Origin of the sequence: Nonomuraea sp. NPDC050680, assembly GCF_040654555.1 — a bacterium.
In the GTDB taxonomy this organism is placed as follows: Bacteria; Actinomycetota; Actinomycetes; order Streptosporangiales; family Streptosporangiaceae; genus Nonomuraea.
Genome location: NZ_JBFAIF010000007.1, coordinates 297,277 through 316,695 on the forward strand (window position 1 = coordinate 297,277; position 19,419 = coordinate 316,695).

Below are 19,419 nucleotides of genomic sequence, written 5' to 3' on the forward strand. Positions count from 1 at the left end.
CCAATAGGCCCTGCCGGGCGTGGCATTCGGGACGCGGGGCTACGCTCGGGACTGTGGAGGCTCCGTACCCGGCGCACTGGGAGGCCGACGTCGTCCTGGCGGACGGCGGCACCGCCCATGTGCGTCCCATCAAGCCCGCCGACGCCGACAGACTGCGCGCCTTCTACTCCCGTCTCTCCGACGAGTCCATCTATTTCCGCTTCTTCGGCCCCAGGCCGCGGCTCTCCGACAAGGAGGTCGCCTGGTTCACCACCGTCGACTATGTCGACCGGGTCGCGCTGATCGCCACCATCGGCACCGAGATGGTGGCCGTGATCCGCTACGACAAGACCGGTCCCGGTGAGGCCGAGGTGGCCTTCCTCGTCGAGGACGCCCACCAGGGCAGGGGAGTGGCCTCGGTGCTGCTGGAGCACCTGGCCGCCACGGCCCGCGAGCGCGGCATCCAGCGCTTCGTCGCCGACGTGCTCCCGGCCAACATGAAGATGATGGGCGTCCTGCGCCAGGCCGGATACACGGCCGAGAGCTCCTTCGCCGACGGTGTCGTCCGCATGACGCTCGACCTCACCCCCACGGAGACCTCGACCGAGGTGACGACCGCCCGCGAACACCGCGCCGAGGCCCGGTCCATCGCCCGCCTGCTCGCGCCCGGCTCGGTGGCGGTCATCGGCGCCTCGCGCGAGCCGGGCGGAGTCGGTCACACCGTGCTGCGCAACCTGCTCGCCGCCGACTTCAGCGGCCCCGTCTACCCGGTTCACCGTGAGGTACGCGCCATGGCGGGCGTACGCGCCTATCCGAGCGTGGGCGCCATCGACGACCAGGTGGACCTGGCCGTGGTGGCCGTGCCCGCCTCCGGCGTCATCGAGGTGGTCAAGGAATGCGCCGAGAAGGGCGTACACGGACTGGTCGTGGTCTCCTCGGGGTTCGGCGAGACGGGCGCCGAGGGCCGTGAGCGGCAGGATGAGCTGGCCCGCATCGCGCGCGCGTACGGCCTGCGCGTGGTCGGGCCCAACTGCCTCGGCATCGCCAACACCGACCCGGCCGTCAAGCTCAACGCCACACTGGCCGCGACCGTGCCGGGCCGGGGCCGGGTCGGCTTCTTCAGCCAGTCGGGCGCGCTCGGCACCGCGCTGCTCCAGCGGGTGGCGCAGCGGGGGATGGGCATCTCGTCGTTCGTCTCGGCGGGCAACCGGGCCGACGTGTCGGGCAACGACCTGCTCCAATACTGGGAGGAGGACGCCTCGACCGAGGTGATCCTGCTCTACCTGGAGTCACTGGGCAATCCCCGCAAGTTCACCCGCCTGGCCAGGCGCCTGGCGCGCAGCAAGCCGATCGTGGTCGTCAAGAGCGGCGGTACGCCCGCCGGTCACTCCGCGGAGGCGCTCGGGCTGCCCGACTCGGCGATCAGCTCGCTGTTCTCGCAGGCGGGGCTGATCCGGGTGGACGACCTCATCCAGCTGTTCGACGTGGGCCAGCTCCTGGCCTACCAGCCGCTGCCCGCCGGCCCCCGGGTCGGTCTGGTCACCAACTCCGACGCCCTGGGCCTGCTCGCCGTCGACGCCTGCGTCGCCGCGGGCCTGGAGCCCCTGCCGCCGGTCAACCTGGGCGCGGGCGCCGGGGCATCCGCCTTCGGTACGGCCCTGGCGGAGCGGCTCGACTCGCCGTCGGTGGACGCGGTGGTGGTGATCTACATGCCGCCGATCCCCGGCCAGGACTCGGCGGTCGCGGCCGAGCTGCTGCGGGTCTCGCAGGACTCGGCCAAGCCGGTGCTCGCCACCTTCCAGGGGCATCTCGGCATGCACCCCGACCTGCTGGTGGGCTCGGTGCCCTCGCGGGGGTCCATTCCCTCGTACGCGGCGCCGGAGGAAGCGGTCAGGGCGCTGGAGTACGTGGTCCGCTACGCGAGATGGCGCGCCCGGCCGTCTCTACCGCCCCCCGAACTCCCGGACATCGACCCCCAGCGCGCCCGTGCCCTGATCCACCACGCTCTCCACCAGCCCGTCACCGCCACCGTCGACGAGGCTTCCGCTTCCGCTTCCGCATCCGCATCCGCATCTCCTTTCGCATCCGCTTCCGTATCCGCATCCGCATCTCCTTTCGCATCCGCTTCCGTATCCGCGTCTTCCGTCTCCGCATCGTCTGCTTCCGCGCGGAGCTTCTTCGCCGAGCCCGGACCGCCGGTCGAGGCCGATGCGGCCGACGTGGCCGAGTTGCTCGCCTGCTACGGACTGAGCGTCTGGCCGGCCGAGGTCGTGCGATCCCCGGAGGAGGCGGTGGTGGCCGCCGAACGGCTGGGCTGGCCGGTGGTGCTCAAGGTGGCCGGCGCCGAGGCCGCCCGCCGGGCCGGGACCGTGCGCCTCGGGCTCGCGGGGCCGGACAGCGTGCGGCATGCCCACGCCGAGTTCGCCGCCCAGTTCGGCGAGGACGTGGAGCTGGCGGTTCAGCGGATGGCGCCGCAGCCCGCCGTACCGACCGTGGTGAGCGTCACCGAGAACCCGGCGTTCGGTCCCGTCGTCTCGTTCGGGCTGGGCGAGGTGACGGCGCGACTCCTCCTCGACCAGGGCTTCCGGCTCGCGCCGCTCACGGGCGAGGACGCCGCCGGGCTGGTCCGTTCGGTCCGCGGGGCCCCGCTGCTGTTCGGCGAGTACGGCTACCCGCCCGTGGCGGTCGACGCCCTGGAGGACCTCCTGGTCAGGGTCGGCCGTATGGCCAACGACCTGCCGGAGGTGGCCCGTCTCGACCTCGACCAGGTGCTGGTGGGCCGGGAGGGCGTCATCATCCTGGGCGCCCGCGCCACGATCCGCACCCCACCCGGCCCCCGCCCGGACGGCGGTCCCCGCAGGCTGGCCTGAGCGCGCCCGCTCGTTGGAGGCCGCCCTCGGGATCCCAGAGGGCGGCCAAGGGCTCGGTCAGCCGTGCACGATCGCGACGTTGTCGATCCAGTTCCACGCCGTGCCCGCGTTGTCCAGGACGAGGTTCAGCGCGTCGATGGAGTGTTCGGTCGCGTCCGCGGGGTCGGCGACCTTGAACGTCGTGGGATAGAAGGACCCGTCGGCGTAGAAGCCGCCGTATCCGTGAATGACGAGGTAGTGCCGCAAGAGAGAGGCCTGGTTGTTCCACGGCAACGCGCCGGGTTTCACGATGATCATCACGGGATTGCCGCGAGACAGGGAGGTGACGATCCGGTCGAAGACGACCCTGCGGGTCTGGTCGATGCTGACGTCCAGTCCCTCGAACGAGTACTGCCAGTCAGAGGCCGGCAGGTACTGGTTGATGACGTCGGGGATCCGTCCCGGCCAGGTGATGCCGTAGATCGCCTCGTCGGTGCCCAGCTTGTCGGCCAGTTCGGACTGCGGCGGAGCCGAGTGGCCCATCGTGGCGAGCGTCATCTGCACGGCGGCGGGCCCGCACCAGTTCGCCTTCTCCTGCTGCTTGAGTGAGAGCCTCATGTCCAGGGCCCGGACGGTCGGCCGCCAGGTTCCGGCGATACCGAAGGTGGCATCGGCGACGACGTAGGGACGTCTGAGATCGGTGAACGCGGTGTAGCACGCCCGGCTGGCATTCGTGGTCATCGTCGGGCACGAGTCGGCGATGGTCGGGCCGCCTCCGCCGAACTTCAGTGTCAGGTTGACCTGGAAGTTGGTGTAGGCGCCCGGGTTGATGAAGGCCACCGCACGTACCTGCGTACGGGGGCCGTTGAACTCCAGGCACACCTGGTAGGCGGTCCCGTTGTACGACTGGGTGTCGTTGCAGGTTCTGTTGGCCGCGGACGGATACTCATGCCAGATTCCGGCCTGGGCGGGGAGGGCGGGCACGGCGACCACCGCGAGTGCCACGCCTGCCAGCAGCGAGAGTAACGCCGAAAGCAGTCTTTTCACGGGTTCAAGTCCTTCTCTGAGACGTGGTGCGTGAAGCGGAGGAGATCGGTTACGGTGCCGTCACCGTGAGTCTGTGCAGCCGTTCGTTGATCTTGTAGTAGAGGTTGCCGAACCTGTCGGCCGTCAGCCCTTCCATCCCCGGGTCGGTCAGCAGCACGGTCATGGCCTTGGTCGACTTGTCGATCCGGAAGATCTGGTCGCCGGAGGTGCCGTACACATGGCCGGGATCCTTGTCCACCGTCAGCAGGACCCCGTCGCGCCAGGCCAGACTGGGTTTGGCGGTGTAGTCGGGGTCGGCGAACAGCCTTTTCACGGTGATCGCGTCGGGGCTGGCGGGGTCGAGCGTGAACAGCGACCCACCGGCCAGCCCCCAGAGCCCGCCGTCCACCTCGGTGAGAGCCGTGACGGCTTTGGGCCCGGTCAGCGGCAGCGGGTGGGTGCGCACGGCGCCGGTCGCGGGATCGTAGGAGAACAGGGTGGCCGAGGCCCCCGGGGTGTAGACGGGGTCGACGCCCAGCGCCCCGCGTGTGGAGGTGCCGCCGAACACCTTGCCGCCCGCGTACGCCAGCGAGACGACGGCCTGGTCCCGCACCACGCACACGGTCCGGCCCGCCGTGCCGTCCTTCCAGATGGTGAGCGCGCCGCTGCTTCTGCGCCGGGCTCGTGGTCCGTGCCGTGTCGGTGGAATGTGATCCGCGGGATGGATCGGTATCCGGCGGGCGTGTATCGCTCACGTGTTCTACCCAAAGATGCCAACTCTTGGTAGCGTTAAGGTCACACTTCGTGGTGGCGGGGGGTGGGCGAGGTGCAGATTGGGCTCCAGGCCGTGCGGTACACGCGTCGATGCCGCCTGCATCACCTGATGGGGGCGGTGGGTGAGTAAGCTCACCGCGACCGCTCTCTGCACCGCCCATGCCGCCGTGGTGGAGGCGAGCGGTGAGATCGTCGCGCAGGCGCTGCTGGTGCGGCGGGTGGCCTGGCTGGCCGCTCTGGCACGCGATATGACCGCCCGTCTGGTGGTGGCCCGGTGGAATGCGGCTGATCTGGACGCTTTGGGGTCCGGGGTGGGGCTGGACGGGCGGGTGTTGCCGTCGAAGGGCTGGATGGCGCTGCGCCGGCTCGGCTGGGCCGTGAGCCCGCCCTCGGGCGTGCATGTGTGCGATCGGGTGCTCCGGTGCGCCCAAGAGCAGGCCGCCCGCCTGTTGCGGCTGGCGCTGCACCGGCGCCGTCTGGTGGCGGCGATCGTGGCCACCTGGCCGCAGAATACGGGTGCACGCACCGGCGTCGAATGGGACGCGTTGCGTGCGCTGCTGCCGGACGGGGTGAGCGCGGCCGACATCCGCAACCGGACCCGGCAGGTTCGCGCCTACCTTGACGAGCATCACACCTTCCCGGCCGATCTGACCGAACTGGAGGAGCCGCCGAACGTTGCGGCGCAGGTGGTGCTGGCGGCGGCCGACCGGCAACTGCTCACCCTGGAGCGCGCCGGCGATGACGGCGCCCGGCTGCGGGTGCGGCTTCCGCTGGTCGAGTTTCCCTCCTCTTCCAGGGACTGGGGGTGGCATGTGCTGCCGGTCGCGTTGCCGCCGACGGTGCCGGCTGAGGCGGCGTTGTGCGCCCCTACCGTGCGGGTGGTCAAGGGGCGGGTGCGCGTCGATCTGCCGTTCCAGATCCCGGTCGGCTTCGCGCCCGCGACCGGTCATCGCATCGGGTGCGGGTTCGACTGGGGCCTCAACGGGCTGCTGGTCGGCGTGGCGGGGCGTATGGCCGATGTGGCCGATGGCCGGGTGATCAGTGATGGGCGGCCGCTGGTCTACGACGCGAGCGGTGTGTCGGCCAAGCTGCACCGGCTGCGCGGCGAGCGTGAACACCTGGCCGCCAAGCACCGGCACCTGGAAAGGCTCCTAGCCGGGATCACGCCTGCTGATCCCCGCTACGCCGCGTTGCGTACGGCCTGCCAGATGCTCGGGGTCGAGCATGAGCGTTTGTGCGCCCGTATCCGCAATCTGAACAAGGCGCTGACCTGGTCGGCGGCGCGATGGGCGGTCGATCAGGCCGCCGCCGCGGGGGCGACGGTCATCTATCTGGAGGATCTGGCCACCCTGGAAGCGCGCGGGCGCCGGGCCAGGGTGAACGCGCGGCTGTCGGGGCAGGTGCGCGGGCGGATCGTCGAGGCGATCCGGCATCTGGCGGCCAAGCACGCCATCGCGGTGGTCACGGTCGCGGCGCGTGGGACCTCCCGGTACTGTCCCCGGTGCGGGGATGGCGCGTCGGTGCTCCAGCATTGCCCTGCCCCGGACCGGCTCGGCGAGCGGGGCTGGAGGTGGGCTTACTGCCCGGCCTGCGGCCTGTCGTGTGATCGGGACTGGGCAGCGGCCGAGCGGATCGTCTCCCGTGGCCTGCTCGGCCAGCAGGCTACCCGCACCCATCGTTCCACCGGGGTGCGCACCATCCACGCCATCGTGGAGGGCAACGTCGCCCGCGCCCGATCAACCCGCAAACCCACCCGAGGGGCCCGCCGCGCCCGCCGCACCCGAACCGATCTGCACCCCCGACCGGCAGCACGCGACAGAGCCAAGGGGCGCCCCACTCCGAAACGGCCCACCCGCACCTCAGCCACCGCACGAAACAACTCGATGACGTCCAGCCGTGTGCCCGATCGGCGCACGGTGCCCGCCCCACCGCCCACCGGCGGTGGACAGCGTCCGGCGGGCCATGCACCCAAGCCGGGACGGCGCCAGCCGTACCGGACAGGGCATGTCAGGAATTCTCACCATCGGACCGGCTTCCACCACGCCAAAGCCACCCCCGTGCTCACGTTCATCGGGCACGGGAACGGCCCAGGCCAGGCCACGCCTGTCTGAGTTGCCTGATTCCTTCAGGGAACCACAGAGAATTCAAGACGCTGTCGGTCTGGCTGAGTCCGGTACGGGTGGGCGTGTCCGGGCTGCCGTCGTCGACGTCGCCACGCAGCGGGTCGTACACGCCGGTGCCGGCGGTGTAGCGCGTACCCGCGGTGGCGGGCAGGCCCGGCTGGCTCTCCCTGCCGTACGCGTTGCCCGGCTCGGCGTCGGCGACGCGCGCCGTGCTGCGGCCGTCCCAGGTCACGGCCGTGACGCCGCCCGGGCTGTGCGATCCGCTCCACCCGGTCAGTCCGTCGTCGAAACCGCCGTTGCCGATCCGCAGGTCGGCGGCCTGCGCAGGCGCGAGCGGGACGGTGAGCAGAGCCGCCGACAGCGTCCCTGCCAGCAGGCGCCTCATAACGTCCCCTTCACGGCGAGACGGCGCCCATCGGGCGTGAACCCGGCCGGGTTCAGGCCGTCGACCTCAGGCGGTGGCGGTGATGACAAGCGTGGGATGAACCCGGCCAGGGTTACCAGAGGGGATCGTGTCATGTCCGTACCTCCAGCGAGCTTGTTCGATTCTGCTCGATTTCGGCCCTGACCGTAACTTTTGGCGCACGCCTCGTCAATAGGGTGCAGTACACTCCGCGAAGGAGACGAGTCGGTGTTAGGAAATTTGGGTCTTGACCGTAACTAGCTCCGTCTGAGAGCTTGTGATCGTTTCACTGTTCGCGAACTTGTGGGTCCCAGGCGTTCGTCTGGACGGTGGTTCTCGGAGGGTCGCTAAACCTCATTTCTATGAAATTTCACCATTTGCCACTCGAGTGGTCGGCGCGGCGGCAGTGATGGGGCGCAATGGCACGTCCGGTAATTGCGCATGGCCGTACACGTAGATAACGGATAAAAGACGTTATAGAGCGTTATGTCTGGTGGGTGAGTGCACTGCGCGGTCCTGGCAGGATGGACCCATGAGGGAAACCCGAGTCTCAGCCGCGGGCCTGCGTGAAGCGATCGAGCGCAGCGGCTACTACCCCGACCTCGTCACCGATGCGGTCGAATCCGCGCTGGGCAAGGAGGCGGTGACCGCATTCGTGGTCCACCATGAGGCCACCTTCGATCCCGCGATGGAGGTGCGCAGGCACGTCACCGTCCTGGTGCTGTCGACGACGAGGCTGCTGGTCTGCCACACCGACGAGCATCCGGCGGTGGAAGGCGTCTCGACCTCACACGCCTCCACGACCACGGAGGCCGTCCGCCTGAGCCGAGTCCAGTCGGTCGCGGTCACCCGTGTCGTCCCCGACCCCGCCTCCTACGTCCCCGGCGTCCCTCCCACGGAGGTCACGCTCACGATCGGCTGGGGCGCCATCTCCCACGTCGACCTCGAGCCGGCCACCTGCGGCGACGAGAACTGCGAGGCCGACCACGGCTACACGGGCGCCATCACCGCGGACGACCTCTCGCTCCGGGTGAGCGAGGCGGCCGACGGCCCCGACGCGGTCAACCACGTCCTCGCCTTCTCCAAGTCCCTCTCCGAAGCCACCGCCCGCGCCACGACCTGACACAAGCGCTCCCAGGCGCCCACCCTCTCGGCGCCACCAGGGCAAGACGCATGCGGACAACGCGCACCCCGGTCCATGAGACCGCGCCCAGGAGGGAACCTCGGCGACAGCGCACGGCGCTCTCGGACGGGGTCGATGAGCCGCGCCCAAACGACAGCGCCCCGGCGACGCCGTCCGGTCCACGGCGGCCGCGCGCCCGCGATGGCCGCTGCCCCGGCTGCCTCACGGCATCTACGGCATCTACGGCGTCCACAGCGTCCACGGTGCCCATGCGGCCCCGCGTGGGCGCGCCGCTCCAGCCGGAGATTCCCAACGAACGGTCCCGCACCGTATGTATGGTGCCCAGCCGACCAAACGAAGAAGACGGCCAAGCATACGCACGTAACGTCGCCCAGCCACGTGCGGGCTCAGCGGGCGTATTCCTGGAGGCCCTCAGCCATGTGCGGTGGATAGCGCGCACTGGGCAGTGCCGTACAACAAGATCGGCTTTTGGGGTTTGCTGCGATCGGCCGTGCGGTGGATGGCGCCCACTGGGCAGCGCCGTACAACAAGATCGGTTTGATCGAGTTTCGACGAACGGAATGGAGCGCCATGGACGGATACGCGCCACTGATTCCCAGCTACGGCACCGCGTCGCTGGCCGAGCTGCCCGGGGCGTTGCTCGCGGCGCTGGGCGTGGCCGAGCCGAACCCCCTCCAGCTGGCCCCCGCCGACCGCGTCTGCCTGTTCATCGTGGACGGTCTCGGCGACGAGCTGCTCCAAGCGCACGCCGACCGGGCGCCCTTCCTCGCCGCCGCCACCCGGACCACGCTCACCGCCGGGTTCCCCGCCACCACCGTCACCAGCCTGTGCTCGCTGGGCACCGGTGTGTCGCCGGGTGAGCACGGCATGCTGGGTCTGATGCTGGCCGTGCCCGGCGCCGGGCACCTGTTCAACTGCCTGCGGTGGACGCTGCCCGGCGGCGCCTTCATGGAGCCGAGCCGATGGCAGCCCGCCGAGACCGTCTTCCAGCGCGCCGCCGCCGCGGGGATCACGCCGAGTTATGTGGCTCCGCGCCAGTTCGAGGGGAGCGGGCTGACCGAGGCCGTCTACCGCGGCGTGCGCTACCTGGCCGCCGACAGCGTCGACGAGCGCGTGGCCAGGGTACGCGCGGCGATGGCCGAGCCGAGGGCCCACGTCACCGTCTACTACGGCGATCTCGACGCGATGGGCCACATGACCGGCTGGGGCAGCGAGGAGTGGCTCGACCAGCTGGAAATCGTCGACCGGATGGCCGAACGCATGGCCGCGGACCTGCCCCCAGGCTCCGCCCTCTACATCACCGCCGACCACGGCATGGTCAACGTGAGCGAGAAGCTCGACGCCGAGACCGACCCCGCGCTGAGCCGGGGCGTGGCGATGCTCGGCGGGGAGGCGCGGGCCAGGCATGTGTACGCCGAGCCGGGCGCCGCCTCCGAGGTGCTCGACGCCTGGCGTGAGACCCTGATGGGCAGGGCATGGGTGGTGTCGAGGCAGGAGGCGGTCGAGTCAGGCTGGTTCGGGCCGCGCGTACGGTCGGAATGGCTCGGGCGCATCGGCGACGTCGTGGCAGTCCCGTACACCGACCTGGCCCTCACCGCGCCGAGCGCGCATCCGATCGAGGCGCTGTTCACCGGCTACCACGGTTCGATGACGACCGCCGAACAGCACGTACCACTCTTGGAGGTAAGCAGCCGATGAGGTCATTGACGGCAACCGTGTCGCCGGCGAAGGTGAGTACCCGATGAGCCCGTTGATCACGCCCGAGGAGCTCGCCACGCTGGACGACGTGACCCTGCTTGACGTGCGGTGGCGGCTCGGCGGCCCAGTGGGGAGCGAGCTTTATGACGAGGGGCACCTGCCGGGCGCCGTCTTCTGCGCCCTCGACGCCGACCTCGCCGCGCCGCCCGGGACGGCCGGGCGGCATCCGCTGCCGGAGCCGGACGACTTTGAGAGCGCGATGCGGCGGCTGGGAGTGTCCGGCGAACGGCCGGTGGTGGTCTACGACGACACGGGTTCGATGGCCGCCGCGCGGGCCTGGTGGACGCTGCGTTACTTCGGTCACCCGGACGTCCGGGTGCTGGACGGCGGCCTGTCCGCCTGGGCCGGCGCGGGCCTGCCGGTCGTCAAGGAGACGTCCGGGGTGGCGCCCGGAGACTTCGTCGCCAGGCCGGGCGGAATGCCGCTGCTGAGCGCCGCCGAAGCCGGGGCGCTCGCGACGTCGGGAGTGCTGCTGGACGCGCGGGCGGGGGAGCGCTATCGGGGTGAGGTGGAGCCCATCGACCCCGTCGCGGGGCACGTGCCCGGTGCCGTCAGCGCGCCGACGACGGAGAACATCGGCCCCGACGGCCGGTTCCGTCCCGCGGCCGACCTGCGCGAGCGGTTCGCCGCCCTCGGGGTGGGTGAGGGGGTGCCGGCTGGAGCCTACTGCGGCTCCGGCGTCACCGCCGCGCATGAGCTGCTGGCCATGGAGGTGGCGGGCCTGCCCGCCGCGCTCTACGTGGGCTCGTGGTCGGAGTGGGTCGCCGACCCCACCCGGCCGGTCGCCACCGGCTGAGTCTCGGTCGCCACCGGCTGAGCCTCAGTCGCCATCGGCTGAGCTTCGGTCGCTACCGGCTGAGCTCCGGTCGTTACCGGCTGAGCGCCCGCTCGGCCCCTGGAGCGCTGTGCCTCCGCCCGGCCCCTGGTGAACGGCCGGTCTCCCGCGCCGAAGCACACGAAGCCGAGCACTCCCGTCTTGGCCGAGGCCGATGCCAGGGCCGAGGCGGGAGCCTGGCCGTCGGCGAGGAGCCCATGGAAGGCGGACATCACCGCCAACGCCTCCTCGTCGCGCACCGGCACCATCCCCGCGACGACACAGGCCGTACCCCTGGCCAGGAACGCTCCGGCCAAGCCGAGCGGTGCGCCGTCCGTGGGCGTGTGCGCCATCCCCGAGTCGCACGCCGACAGCACCACGAGCGGGGCCGTCCGGGACAGCCCGAGCAGGTCGTAGGCCATGAGCTGCCCGTCGGCGAGCGTGATGCCCGACAGCAGCGGGCTCCGCGCGTGGAACACCCCGTGCGCCGCCAGGTGCAGCACGTCGGCGCTGGTCAGCGCCGCCAGCACGGACCCGGAGCGGGCGGGCACCTCGCGTCCCCCGGGATGGCAGGCGAGCACCTGGGCGACCTCCGCGCGCGCGTGCGCCAGCCCCGGCCCGGCCGCGGCGATCATCACGGGCCGTTCGGCGGGTACGGTGGCGCGCCGCCCGGCCGCCAGCCAGGCGGCCGCGCTCGCGGCCACGGACACCGGACGATCACGCAGGCACGGCAGCGCCCCCCACGGCACCGTGTGCAGCAGGCCGGCGGGCACCAGGACCAGCGGCCGGTCGCCGAGCTCGGCGTGCAGCGGCCGGAGCAGCAGGCGTTCGAGCTCCGCCGCGGCCGGCTCGACTGGCGCCCCGGCGGTGCTGTCGCCGAGCACAGCCCGGCGCAGTGCGTAGCGCAGGCGGACGAGCGCCTCGCGAATCGACCGCACATCGCCCAGCCGCCGCAGCGTGAGCCGTTCGCCGCTGATCAGCACGGCCAGCATCGAGGAGCCTTCGGCGACGAACTCGACCAGCGCCGCGCCGCCCAGCCCGGCCCGCACGGCGTCGGGATCGGCCAGCCCGCAGGCGTGCGCGGGAGCGGCCACCGCCCGCCAGCGTTCGGCCCAGTCGAACACCTCCCGGGCACACCCGTCACGCACCGCCATCGTCAGCCCGAACGCCGCCAGCCGCTCACCCGCCCGCGCCGCGTGGGCCCGCAGCGAAGGGTCCTCGAACGACTCCATGCTGCCGCCCATCTCGCTCAGCCCGTCGTGGACCGCGCGGAAGGCCTGGGGTACGTCCTCCTGCAGCGCCGCCTCCAGCGCGAGGGCGTGCTGACGCACCAGCACCGGGATCTGTGATACCTGCGCGAGATGCCTGGCCTGCGACTCCGAGGCCAGCGACGTGAGACGGGTGCCGGCGGGAACCCAGCGCTCGCCGCGCGGCACGTGCACGGTGAGGCGGCCCAGCTGCGCCGACGCGGTCGGGTGGTCGTCGAGCGCCAGTGCCGCCTCCGCCGCCACCAAACGCAGCGCGGCGGCGCCGGCCAGGTAGGCGGGACCGTTCTCGAGGTCGTCGGCGCACGCGATCAGCTGGTCGAGCAGGTCCGGGGAGGAGCCCTCCAGCGTGAGGCGGGCCCGCAACACCACCTCCGTGGCCAGCGGCAGCCAGGAGAGGCGGTCCTGCTCGGCCAGCTCGACCGCCGCCTGCTCGGCCACGGCCAGCGCGCGGCGCGCGTCGCCGGTGAGCAACTCCACCTGGGCCAGCTTCAGCCGCGCCTCGGACAGCGCCACCAGCGCGGCCGACGACTCCAGATCGGGTACGGCCAGGCTGAGCAGCGCCCTGGCCTCGCCGGGGAGGTGCGCGGCCAGCAAGGCCCCGGCGAAGTCGGCCCGCATCGTGGCCAGCCGCTCGGGGAAGCCGAACAGGGTGTTCTCGGCCGCCCGGTAGTGGGCGAAGGCTCCGGTGATGTCGCCTTGGCGGACGGCGAGGAAGGGCAGGTTGGCGGCGGCCAGGCGGGCCAGGTAATCGAGCCTGGCGTGACGGGCGATCTCCAGGCAGGCGGTGATGTCGCGGGTCGCGGCGTCCCAGTCGCCCCGGTAGGCGTGGACGAGACCGCGGTTGAGCAGGCCGCCGGCCAGGAACCGGCGGTCGTCGATGGTGCCCGGGGCGCCGACGAGCGCCTGGAGCGCGCGGTCGCACGAGGCGACGGCCTCCTGGTAGCGGCCCAGGTGGGCGAGCGCGACGGCGCGCTGGGTGTCGAGCTTGGCCCGGTCGAGCGGGGAGAGGTAGGCCCAGGCCAGGGCGGCGATCCTGAGCGCCTGCAGGGGGTGCCCGCGTTCGGTGCGTACGGTCACCAGGGACAGCCGTGCCTGGGACAGACGCTGTCGCGTGGCGCCGGGGGTGTCGATGGCCTGCCGGAGATGATCTTCGGCGGCGTCGAGATCGCCGAGCTCGCGGGCTGCCAGGGCCATCGCCCTGAGGGCGACCACCGCGGCTTCGGCGCAGTCCGCTGCCCGGGCGGCGGCCAGGACGGTGCGCCCGGCGTGCAGTGCCTGCTGAGGATCGACCACCGAACGCAGGACCGCCGTCTCGGCCGCCACCACCAGCGGCCCGATGGTGTCGGGGGCGGAACGGTCGTCCGACGTTGCGATCATGGCGCCTTGGGCTTCGTAGGGGGAGGTTGGGAGCCAGGGGGTGGGACGCGGTGCCTGGCTCCCGGGTGGTCATGGGCGGATCCGCACCCACCTGGTCTGGACGGGTGCGAAGCCGGGCCGGTGGCAGACCACGCTGAGCCAGCCCGGAGGCAGGCCGGTGACCGCGAACTGGCCCGAACGCGCAAGACGCCTGGTGAGCGTCAGATGCGGAGTCCTCACATCGACGTGGCTGCCCTCGCCGGGATGCGGGAACACTTGTCCCGCGACGTCGATGAGTCCGTCGCCCACCGTCACCTCCAGATCGAAGGTGAGGCCGGCCGCGACGAAGCGGATCATGCCGGGACCGTCGCCGCCTCGTACGCCACGGGGTGTGGCGCAGTCGGCCGGCGGGGCGGTCACCGCCTGAGAGACCCGGAGTCCGAAGGCATCGCGTGCGGCGGCGGAAACATGCCCAGGAATCGGATCGCTCCCGGCGGCGAGCCGGAGAGCCGCCAGGAAATACTCGTCGTTGATCATTGCACCGTCTCCTGTAGTGAGAGCAGGGTGCGCAGTTTTTCCAGGCACCGGATCCTGGTTGGACCCACGGTGCCCACGGGCATGCCGAGCCGCATCGCCACCTGCTGGCTCCCCATATCCGTCGCCACCAGCTGGAGGAGGGTGCGGCAAGGCTCGTGCATGGCGGAGACCGACTTCCATAGCAGGTGCCTGCCGTCGGCCTCCAGGACGGCAGTCGCCGGATCAGGGTCGTGTACGACGTCGAAGGACGGAAATCCGGGTGGTTCCTTCCTGATGATCAGAAGCGCCTCGCGACGCGTGGTCGTCGCCAGCCACGCGCCGACGCCTGATGGTTCCCTGATGGTGTGGAGGTTTTCGAGCAGACGCAGCCAGGCACCCTGAACCGCGTCCGCCGCATCGGTTTCGTTCAGCCCGCACGCGCGGGCGACCGCCCACATGCGCGATCCGAACCTGGACTCAAGCTGGTCCCAGGCCGTGTGGTCGCCTTCGGCCGCAGCCATGAGCAGCTCCGCGGGATCGCGTGGCTCGTGCATGCGGCCTCCTTCGCCGTGACGGACGAGGAGGCCACCCTGCCTCCTCGTGATTGGCCGAGGACTGAGCGTAAACTCTACAGACTCGACCTGATGAGAACTCCCAGATCGGGAATTTGCCGGGTCGTCTCAGGGTCAAGGACTCGCCCGGCCGCCTCCTTGACGGGCAGGTCCTTGGCGGCGGCCGCGATGGCGCCCGCGACCAGGGCCGTGGCGAAGGAGGTGCCGCTCCAGACGGCGAAGCCGGTGAAGTCGTCGCGCTCCAGGAAGCTGCTGGCCAGCCACTCGCCACGGGCGCACGCGTCGACCCAGGAGCCGTAGGCGGAGAACGGCGCCCGGTGCTCCTGTGTCGGGTCGACCGCGCCCACGCCCACGACCTCCGACAGCGCGGCCGGCCAGAACGGCCGGTCGCTCGCGGTGTTGCCCGCGCAGGCCACCGCGACGGTGTCGGTCAGGCTCCGCAGCGCGTCGGCCAGGAGGGGCGGCGGCCGGTCGTCGAAGGTGTGGCAGCCGAAGGACAGGTTCAGGACCTGTGGCGGGCGCTCGCGCAGCCGGTTGAGGACGCGGACCACGCTCGCCTCGTCGCCGACGCCCTGCCCGTCGAGCACCCGCCACGCCCGCAGCGACACGCCCGGCGCCTGCCGCAGCAGCAGCCCGGCGAGGAAGGTCCCGTGGCCCGCCTGAGGACCTTCGGGCAACTCGGCGTCGTCTCCGGGCTGCTCCTTGTACCAATCGCTGTCGGCCCACCACGGGTGCGGGGCGATCCCGGTGTCGAGCAGACCGACGACGACGTCCGAGTGTGCTCTGCCCGGTTTGTACGACACGGCCGAGGTGGGGAACGGCCGGGACGCGGGCCCGCCCCAGAACAGCGGCTGCCCCGTGAGCAGATGGTTGGGGGAGGCTCTGAAGCCGCGCTCCCGCAGGTCCATGGTGATCTCGATGGGGTCGACGCCAGGTGACAAGTGGATCACGCAGACGCCGTCGGCGTCGGCGACGGCCTGAGTCCAGCGAGCCGCGGCGGACAGCGCGCCCCGGTCGGTCAGTATCTGACCTGGCCGGATGAGCGACTCGCCGACAGATTGGATGTCCATGAGCGGGTATCTTTCCGCGCTCACCCGCGTGTCACACGCCACTGCGGCACCAAGTTGGTATGGCCCCCCTCTGGTGCCGGGTAGCGACCGACGGTAGTCTCTCCCTAGTCACTTGTGATCATCCTGGGGCGAGGCCGTTGGGGAAGGCGCACCTCGTACCGAATCGGGAGGTCCGGTGTCTGCTTGTGGCGTGCTCTACGTCCACTCAGCTCAGCCCGCGCTGTGCCCTCATATCGAATGGGCGGTCGCGGGTGTTCTTGGCGTACCCGTGGACCTGACGTGGACGCCGCAACCTGCCGCGCCCAACGTCCTGCGGGCGCAGGCCGAGTGGGAGGGTCGTCCGGGCATCGCGGCGGCCATCACCTCCTCCCTCATGGGCTGGCAGCGCATCCGGTTCGAGATCACCGAGGACGCCTCACCGGGCGTCGACGGGTCCCGGCATGCCTATACACCGACGCTCGGCGCCTTCAGCGCGGTCGTCGGGGCCGCGGGGGACATCATGATCCCCGAGGACCGGCTCCGCACCGCGATGCTGATGGCCGCCCAGGGGCGCGCGGTGCTGGAGGACGAGCTGGACAAGCTGCTCGGCCGGCCGTGGGACGAGGAACTGGAGCCGTTCAGGTACGCGGGCGACGGCGCGCCCGTCCGCTGGCTGCACGCCGCCGTCTGAGACCCGCACGAGGCCGTCAGAACGTGAAAGAGCCCCGCACCCAGGAGGTGCGGGGCTCTTCGCATACGACTACAGGAGTGGCTTACAGGGGGATGTTCCCGTGGGCACCCCTGGCCGGGGTGGCCTGGGCGAGGACCGTGGCGATCGCCCCCCGGGTCTCCTCCGGCTTGATGACCTCGTCGATCACGCCCAGCTGCCGTGCCCGCTCGAGCCCACCGGCCAGCTTCTCGTGCTCCTCGGCCAGCCGCTGCTCCAGCTCGGCCCGCTCCTCTTCGGGGGCCGCGGCCAGCTCGCGCCGCTTCAGGATGCGCACCGCCGCGACCGCGCCCATGACCGCGACCTCGGTCGTCGGCCAGGCGAACACCTTGGTGGCGCCCAGTGCGCGGGAGTTCATGGCGATGTACGCGCCGCCGTAGGCCTTGCGCGTGACCAGCGTGACGCGCGGCACCGACGCCTCAGCGAAGGCGTGCAGCAGCTTGGCGCCGCGGCGGACCACGCCGTCGTGCTCCTGTCCGACACCCGGGAGATAACCGGGTACGTCGACCAGGACAACCAATGGGACGCCGAAAGCGTCACACATACGAACGAAGCGGGCAGCTTTCTCGGCGGACGTGGCGTCGAGGCAGCCACCCAGCCGCATCGGGTTGTTGGCGATCACGCCGACCGTCCGGCCACCGAGGCGGCCCAGCGACGTGACGATGTTCGGCGCCCACTTGGGGTGCAGCTCGATGCCCGGCTCGTCGAGCAGGCCGTTCACCAGCGGCTTGACGTCGTAGGCCCGCCGCGCCGACTCCGGCAGCAGCGTGGAGAAGTCGACCTCGTCGATGCCCGTCGTGCGCACCCGTCCCTGGTGGCCGAGGAGCACGGCCAGCTGCCGCGCGCGCAGCAGCGCGTCGGTCTCGGACTTGGTGATGACGTGGACCACGCCGCTGCGCTTGCTGTGCGGTTCGGGGCCGCCCAGTGCGGCGCTGGTGACGTCCTCACCGGTGACGCTGCGGACCACGTCGGGGCCGGTGACGAAGATGCGGCCGGAGTCGGCCAGGATCACCAGGTCGGTCAGCGCCGGGCCGTAGGCGGCGCCACCGGCGGCGGGTCCGACGACCACGGAGATCTGCGGGACGACGCCCGAGGCCTTGGTCATCGCGGCGAAGACCCGGCCGACGGCGTGCAGCGACTCGACGCCTTCGGCGAGTCGCGCACCGCCGGAGTGCCAGATCCCGATGACCGGCACCCGTTCGCGGACGGCCACGTCGTAGGCGTGCACGATGTGCTCGCAGCCCTCGCCGCCCATCGCGCCGCCCTGGAAGCGGGCGTCACTGCAGAAAGCGACGACGGGGACACCTTCGACGCGGCCGGTGGCGGCCAGCACGCCGCTCTCGTCCTCGGGAGTGATCAACCGCAGTGAGCCCTCATCGAGCAGCGCGGTCAGCCTGACGACCGGATCGCGGGGATCAGCGGGCTCCTGATCGGAGCCCTGCGGCGCCACCCGATTGTCGAGCACAGTCATTTAAGCCCCCTTGAACACGACTGCCACGTTGTGACCACCGAATCCGAACGAGTTGTTGACCGCGGCGATGTCGCCTTGCGGCAGGGGGCGGTTCTCGCCGTAGACGAGGTCCACCTCGATGCCGTCGTCGAGACTGTCCAGGTTGATGGTGGCCGGCACGAGGCGCTCCTGGAGCGCCTTGATCGTGAAGACCGACTCGATGCCGCCCGCGCCGCCCAGCAGGTGGCCGGTCATGGACTTGGTCGAGGTGACCAGCGGGTGCGTGCCGATGGCCTTGGCCACCGCCTGCACCTCGATGACGTCGCCCGCCGGGGTGGAGGTGGCGTGCGCGTTGACGTGCTTGACGTCCTGGCCGGTGACGCCCGCGTCGGTGAGCGCCTGGGTCATCGCCATGCTGATGCCCCGGCCCTCCGGCTCGGGCTGGGTGATGTGGTGGGAGTCGGCGGAGTAGCCGACGCCCGAGGCGTAGGCGTAGATCCGCGCGCCGCGCGCACGGGCGTACTCCTCGGACTCGAGCACGATGATGCCCGCGCCCTCGCCGAGCACGAACCCGTCGCGATCGCGGTCCCACGGCCGCGAGGCGCCCGCGGGGTCGTCGTTGCGGGTGGACATGGCACGCGCGGCGGCGAAGGCGGCCACGTTCAGGCCGTGGATCGCCGCCTCGGTGCCGCCCGCGATCACCACGTCGGCGCGGCCGGACCTGATCATGTCCATCGCGTAGCCGATGGCCTCCGCGCCGGACGCGCAGGCCGACACGGTCGCGTGCACGCCGGCCTGGGCGCCGCGATCGAGACCGATCCAGGCGGCCGGGCCGTTGGGCATCAGCATCGGCACGGTGAAGGGCGAGAGCCGGTTCCAGCCCCGCTCCTTGTAGGTGTCGTAGGCGGACAGCGTGGTGGTGATGCCGCCGATGCCGGAGGACACCACGACGCCGAGCCGCTCGGGCGCCACCTCGGGGGCGCCCGCGTCCTGCCAGGCCTCGCGAGCGGCGACCATGGCGAACTGCTCGCTGCGGTCGAGGCGACGAGCCTCGGGCCTGGCCAGCACCTCGGTCGGATCGACCGCGGCCGTCCCCGCGAACTTCACGGGGACGGTGTCGATCCAGTCCGCGGTGATGCTCTCGACGCCCGACTGACCGGCGAGGAGCGCCGACCAGGTCGAGGTGACGTCTCCACCGACGGGCGTCGTCGCGCCGAGCCCGGTGACCACGACACGTACCCGGTTTGCACTCACGTTTCGCGCTCCTTGTCGATCAGGTTGGGAGTGAGATCAGTTCTGGATGAAGGTAAGGACGTCCTTGACCGTCTTCAGGTTCTTGAGCTGGTCGTCCGGGATCTCGACGCCGAACTCGTCCTGGGCGGCCACGGCGATCTCGACCATGGACAGGGAGTCGATGTCGAGGTCGTCCACGAAGTTCTTCTCGGGGGTGACGTCGCTCACCGGAATACCGGTGATCTCGTTGATGATCTTGCCGAGGCCCTCGAGGATCTCCTGCTCGGTGGCAGCCATGTCGCTATTTCTCCTTTGGTTTTTTTCTGGTTCTGTACGGCTCAGGCCGTACAAGTTCTCCTGGGTACGGAACGAGCCGTA

At 71.1% G+C, this 19,419-nt stretch carries 16 protein-coding genes; 6 read left to right on the top strand and 10 right to left on the bottom strand.

What is annotated here, in order from left to right; all coding sequences use genetic code 11:
- Positions 1-53 precede the first annotated feature (53 nt).
- Positions 54-2,849 carry a GNAT family N-acetyltransferase gene (locus AB0H88_RS25730; RefSeq protein WP_357648546.1) on the top strand — a complete coding sequence of 932 codons (2,796 nt, stop codon included), beginning with the start codon at positions 54-56 and terminating at the stop codon, positions 2,847-2,849.
- 57 nt (positions 2,850-2,906) lie between these two features.
- Here the strand turns inward: AB0H88_RS25730 and AB0H88_RS25735 are convergent, their stop codons facing one another.
- Together AB0H88_RS25735 and AB0H88_RS25740 are read right to left on the bottom strand one after the other, a co-directional pair.
- Positions 2,907-3,875, bottom strand: a complete 969-nt coding sequence (locus AB0H88_RS25735; protein WP_357648548.1) for a C39 family peptidase — start codon at positions 3,873-3,875, stop codon at positions 2,907-2,909.
- Positions 3,876-3,924: 49 nt separating this feature from the next.
- Positions 3,925-4,467 (bottom strand): hypothetical protein, encoded by a 543-nt coding sequence (locus tag AB0H88_RS25740; RefSeq protein ID WP_357648550.1) that lies wholly within the window; start codon positions 4,465-4,467, stop codon positions 3,925-3,927.
- Positions 4,468-4,750: 283 nt separating this feature from the next.
- On the opposite strand from AB0H88_RS25740, the gene AB0H88_RS25745 reads away from it, so the two are divergent.
- Positions 4,751-6,739 carry a zinc ribbon domain-containing protein gene (locus tag AB0H88_RS25745; protein WP_357648552.1) on the top strand — a complete coding sequence of 663 codons (1,989 nt, stop codon included), beginning with the start codon at positions 4,751-4,753 and terminating at the stop codon, positions 6,737-6,739.
- On the opposite strand, the gene AB0H88_RS25750 is transcribed toward AB0H88_RS25745, so the two are convergent.
- Positions 6,696-7,136, bottom strand: a complete 441-nt coding sequence (locus tag AB0H88_RS25750; RefSeq protein ID WP_357648554.1) for a hypothetical protein — start codon at positions 7,134-7,136, stop codon at positions 6,696-6,698. The genes AB0H88_RS25745 and AB0H88_RS25750 overlap by 44 nt on opposite strands.
- 550 nt (positions 7,137-7,686) lie before the next feature.
- On the opposite strand from AB0H88_RS25750, the gene AB0H88_RS25755 reads away from it, so the two are divergent.
- The 3 genes from AB0H88_RS25755 to AB0H88_RS25765 all read left to right on the top strand — a co-directional run bounded on the left by AB0H88_RS25755 (position 7,687) and on the right by AB0H88_RS25765 (position 10,852).
- A complete protein-coding gene (locus tag AB0H88_RS25755; RefSeq protein ID WP_225288990.1) occupies positions 7,687-8,277 on the top strand; it encodes a DUF5998 family protein in 591 nt (196 codons plus the stop codon).
- A gap of 591 nt (positions 8,278-8,868) precedes the next feature.
- Positions 8,869-9,996 carry an alkaline phosphatase family protein gene (locus tag AB0H88_RS25760; protein WP_357648556.1) on the top strand — a complete coding sequence of 376 codons (1,128 nt, stop codon included), beginning with the start codon at positions 8,869-8,871 and terminating at the stop codon, positions 9,994-9,996.
- A 43-nt stretch (positions 9,997-10,039) separates the two neighbouring features.
- A complete protein-coding gene (locus AB0H88_RS25765; protein ID WP_357648558.1) occupies positions 10,040-10,852 on the top strand; it encodes a sulfurtransferase in 813 nt (270 codons plus the stop codon).
- On the opposite strand, the gene AB0H88_RS25770 is transcribed toward AB0H88_RS25765, so the two are convergent.
- From AB0H88_RS25770 to AB0H88_RS25785, 4 genes are all read right to left on the bottom strand, one after another.
- Positions 10,792-13,515, bottom strand: coding sequence for a CHAT domain-containing tetratricopeptide repeat protein (locus tag AB0H88_RS25770; RefSeq protein ID WP_357648560.1), 2,724 nt, complete (start codon positions 13,513-13,515; stop codon positions 10,792-10,794). The genes AB0H88_RS25765 and AB0H88_RS25770 overlap by 61 nt on opposite strands.
- 69 nt (positions 13,516-13,584) lie before the next feature.
- Positions 13,585-14,031, bottom strand: a complete 447-nt coding sequence (locus tag AB0H88_RS25775) for a hypothetical protein (RefSeq protein WP_357648562.1) — start codon at positions 14,029-14,031, stop codon at positions 13,585-13,587.
- On the bottom strand, positions 14,028-14,531 hold the full coding sequence (locus AB0H88_RS25780; protein WP_357648564.1) for a sigma-70 family RNA polymerase sigma factor: 504 nt from the start codon (positions 14,529-14,531) through the stop codon (positions 14,028-14,030). Before AB0H88_RS25780 ends, AB0H88_RS25775 begins: the two co-directional genes overlap by 4 nt.
- A gap of 107 nt (positions 14,532-14,638) precedes the next feature.
- A complete protein-coding gene (locus AB0H88_RS25785) occupies positions 14,639-15,652 on the bottom strand; it encodes a S8/S53 family peptidase (protein ID WP_357648566.1) in 1,014 nt (337 codons plus the stop codon).
- 175 nt (positions 15,653-15,827) lie between these two features.
- Between AB0H88_RS25785 and AB0H88_RS25790 the strand changes: the two genes are divergently transcribed.
- The gene (locus AB0H88_RS25790) at positions 15,828-16,322 is read left to right on the top strand and encodes a DUF3145 domain-containing protein (RefSeq protein WP_357648568.1); all 495 of its coding nucleotides are present in this window, start codon (positions 15,828-15,830) and stop codon (positions 16,320-16,322) included.
- An 82-nt stretch (positions 16,323-16,404) separates the two neighbouring features.
- On the opposite strand, the gene AB0H88_RS25795 is transcribed toward AB0H88_RS25790, so the two are convergent.
- The 3 genes from AB0H88_RS25795 to AB0H88_RS25805 are packed head-to-tail and all read right to left on the bottom strand — an operon-like array spanning position 16,405 to position 19,338.
- Positions 16,405-17,829, bottom strand: coding sequence for a carboxyl transferase domain-containing protein (locus AB0H88_RS25795; protein ID WP_357648570.1), 1,425 nt, complete (start codon positions 17,827-17,829; stop codon positions 16,405-16,407).
- Positions 17,830-19,062 carry a beta-ketoacyl-ACP synthase II gene (fabF, locus tag AB0H88_RS25800; protein ID WP_357648571.1) on the bottom strand — a complete coding sequence of 411 codons (1,233 nt, stop codon included), beginning with the start codon at positions 19,060-19,062 and terminating at the stop codon, positions 17,830-17,832.
- 36 nt (positions 19,063-19,098) lie between these two features.
- Positions 19,099-19,338, bottom strand: a complete 240-nt coding sequence (locus AB0H88_RS25805; protein WP_357648573.1) for an acyl carrier protein — start codon at positions 19,336-19,338, stop codon at positions 19,099-19,101.
- Between the last annotated feature and the right edge of the window lie 81 nt (positions 19,339-19,419).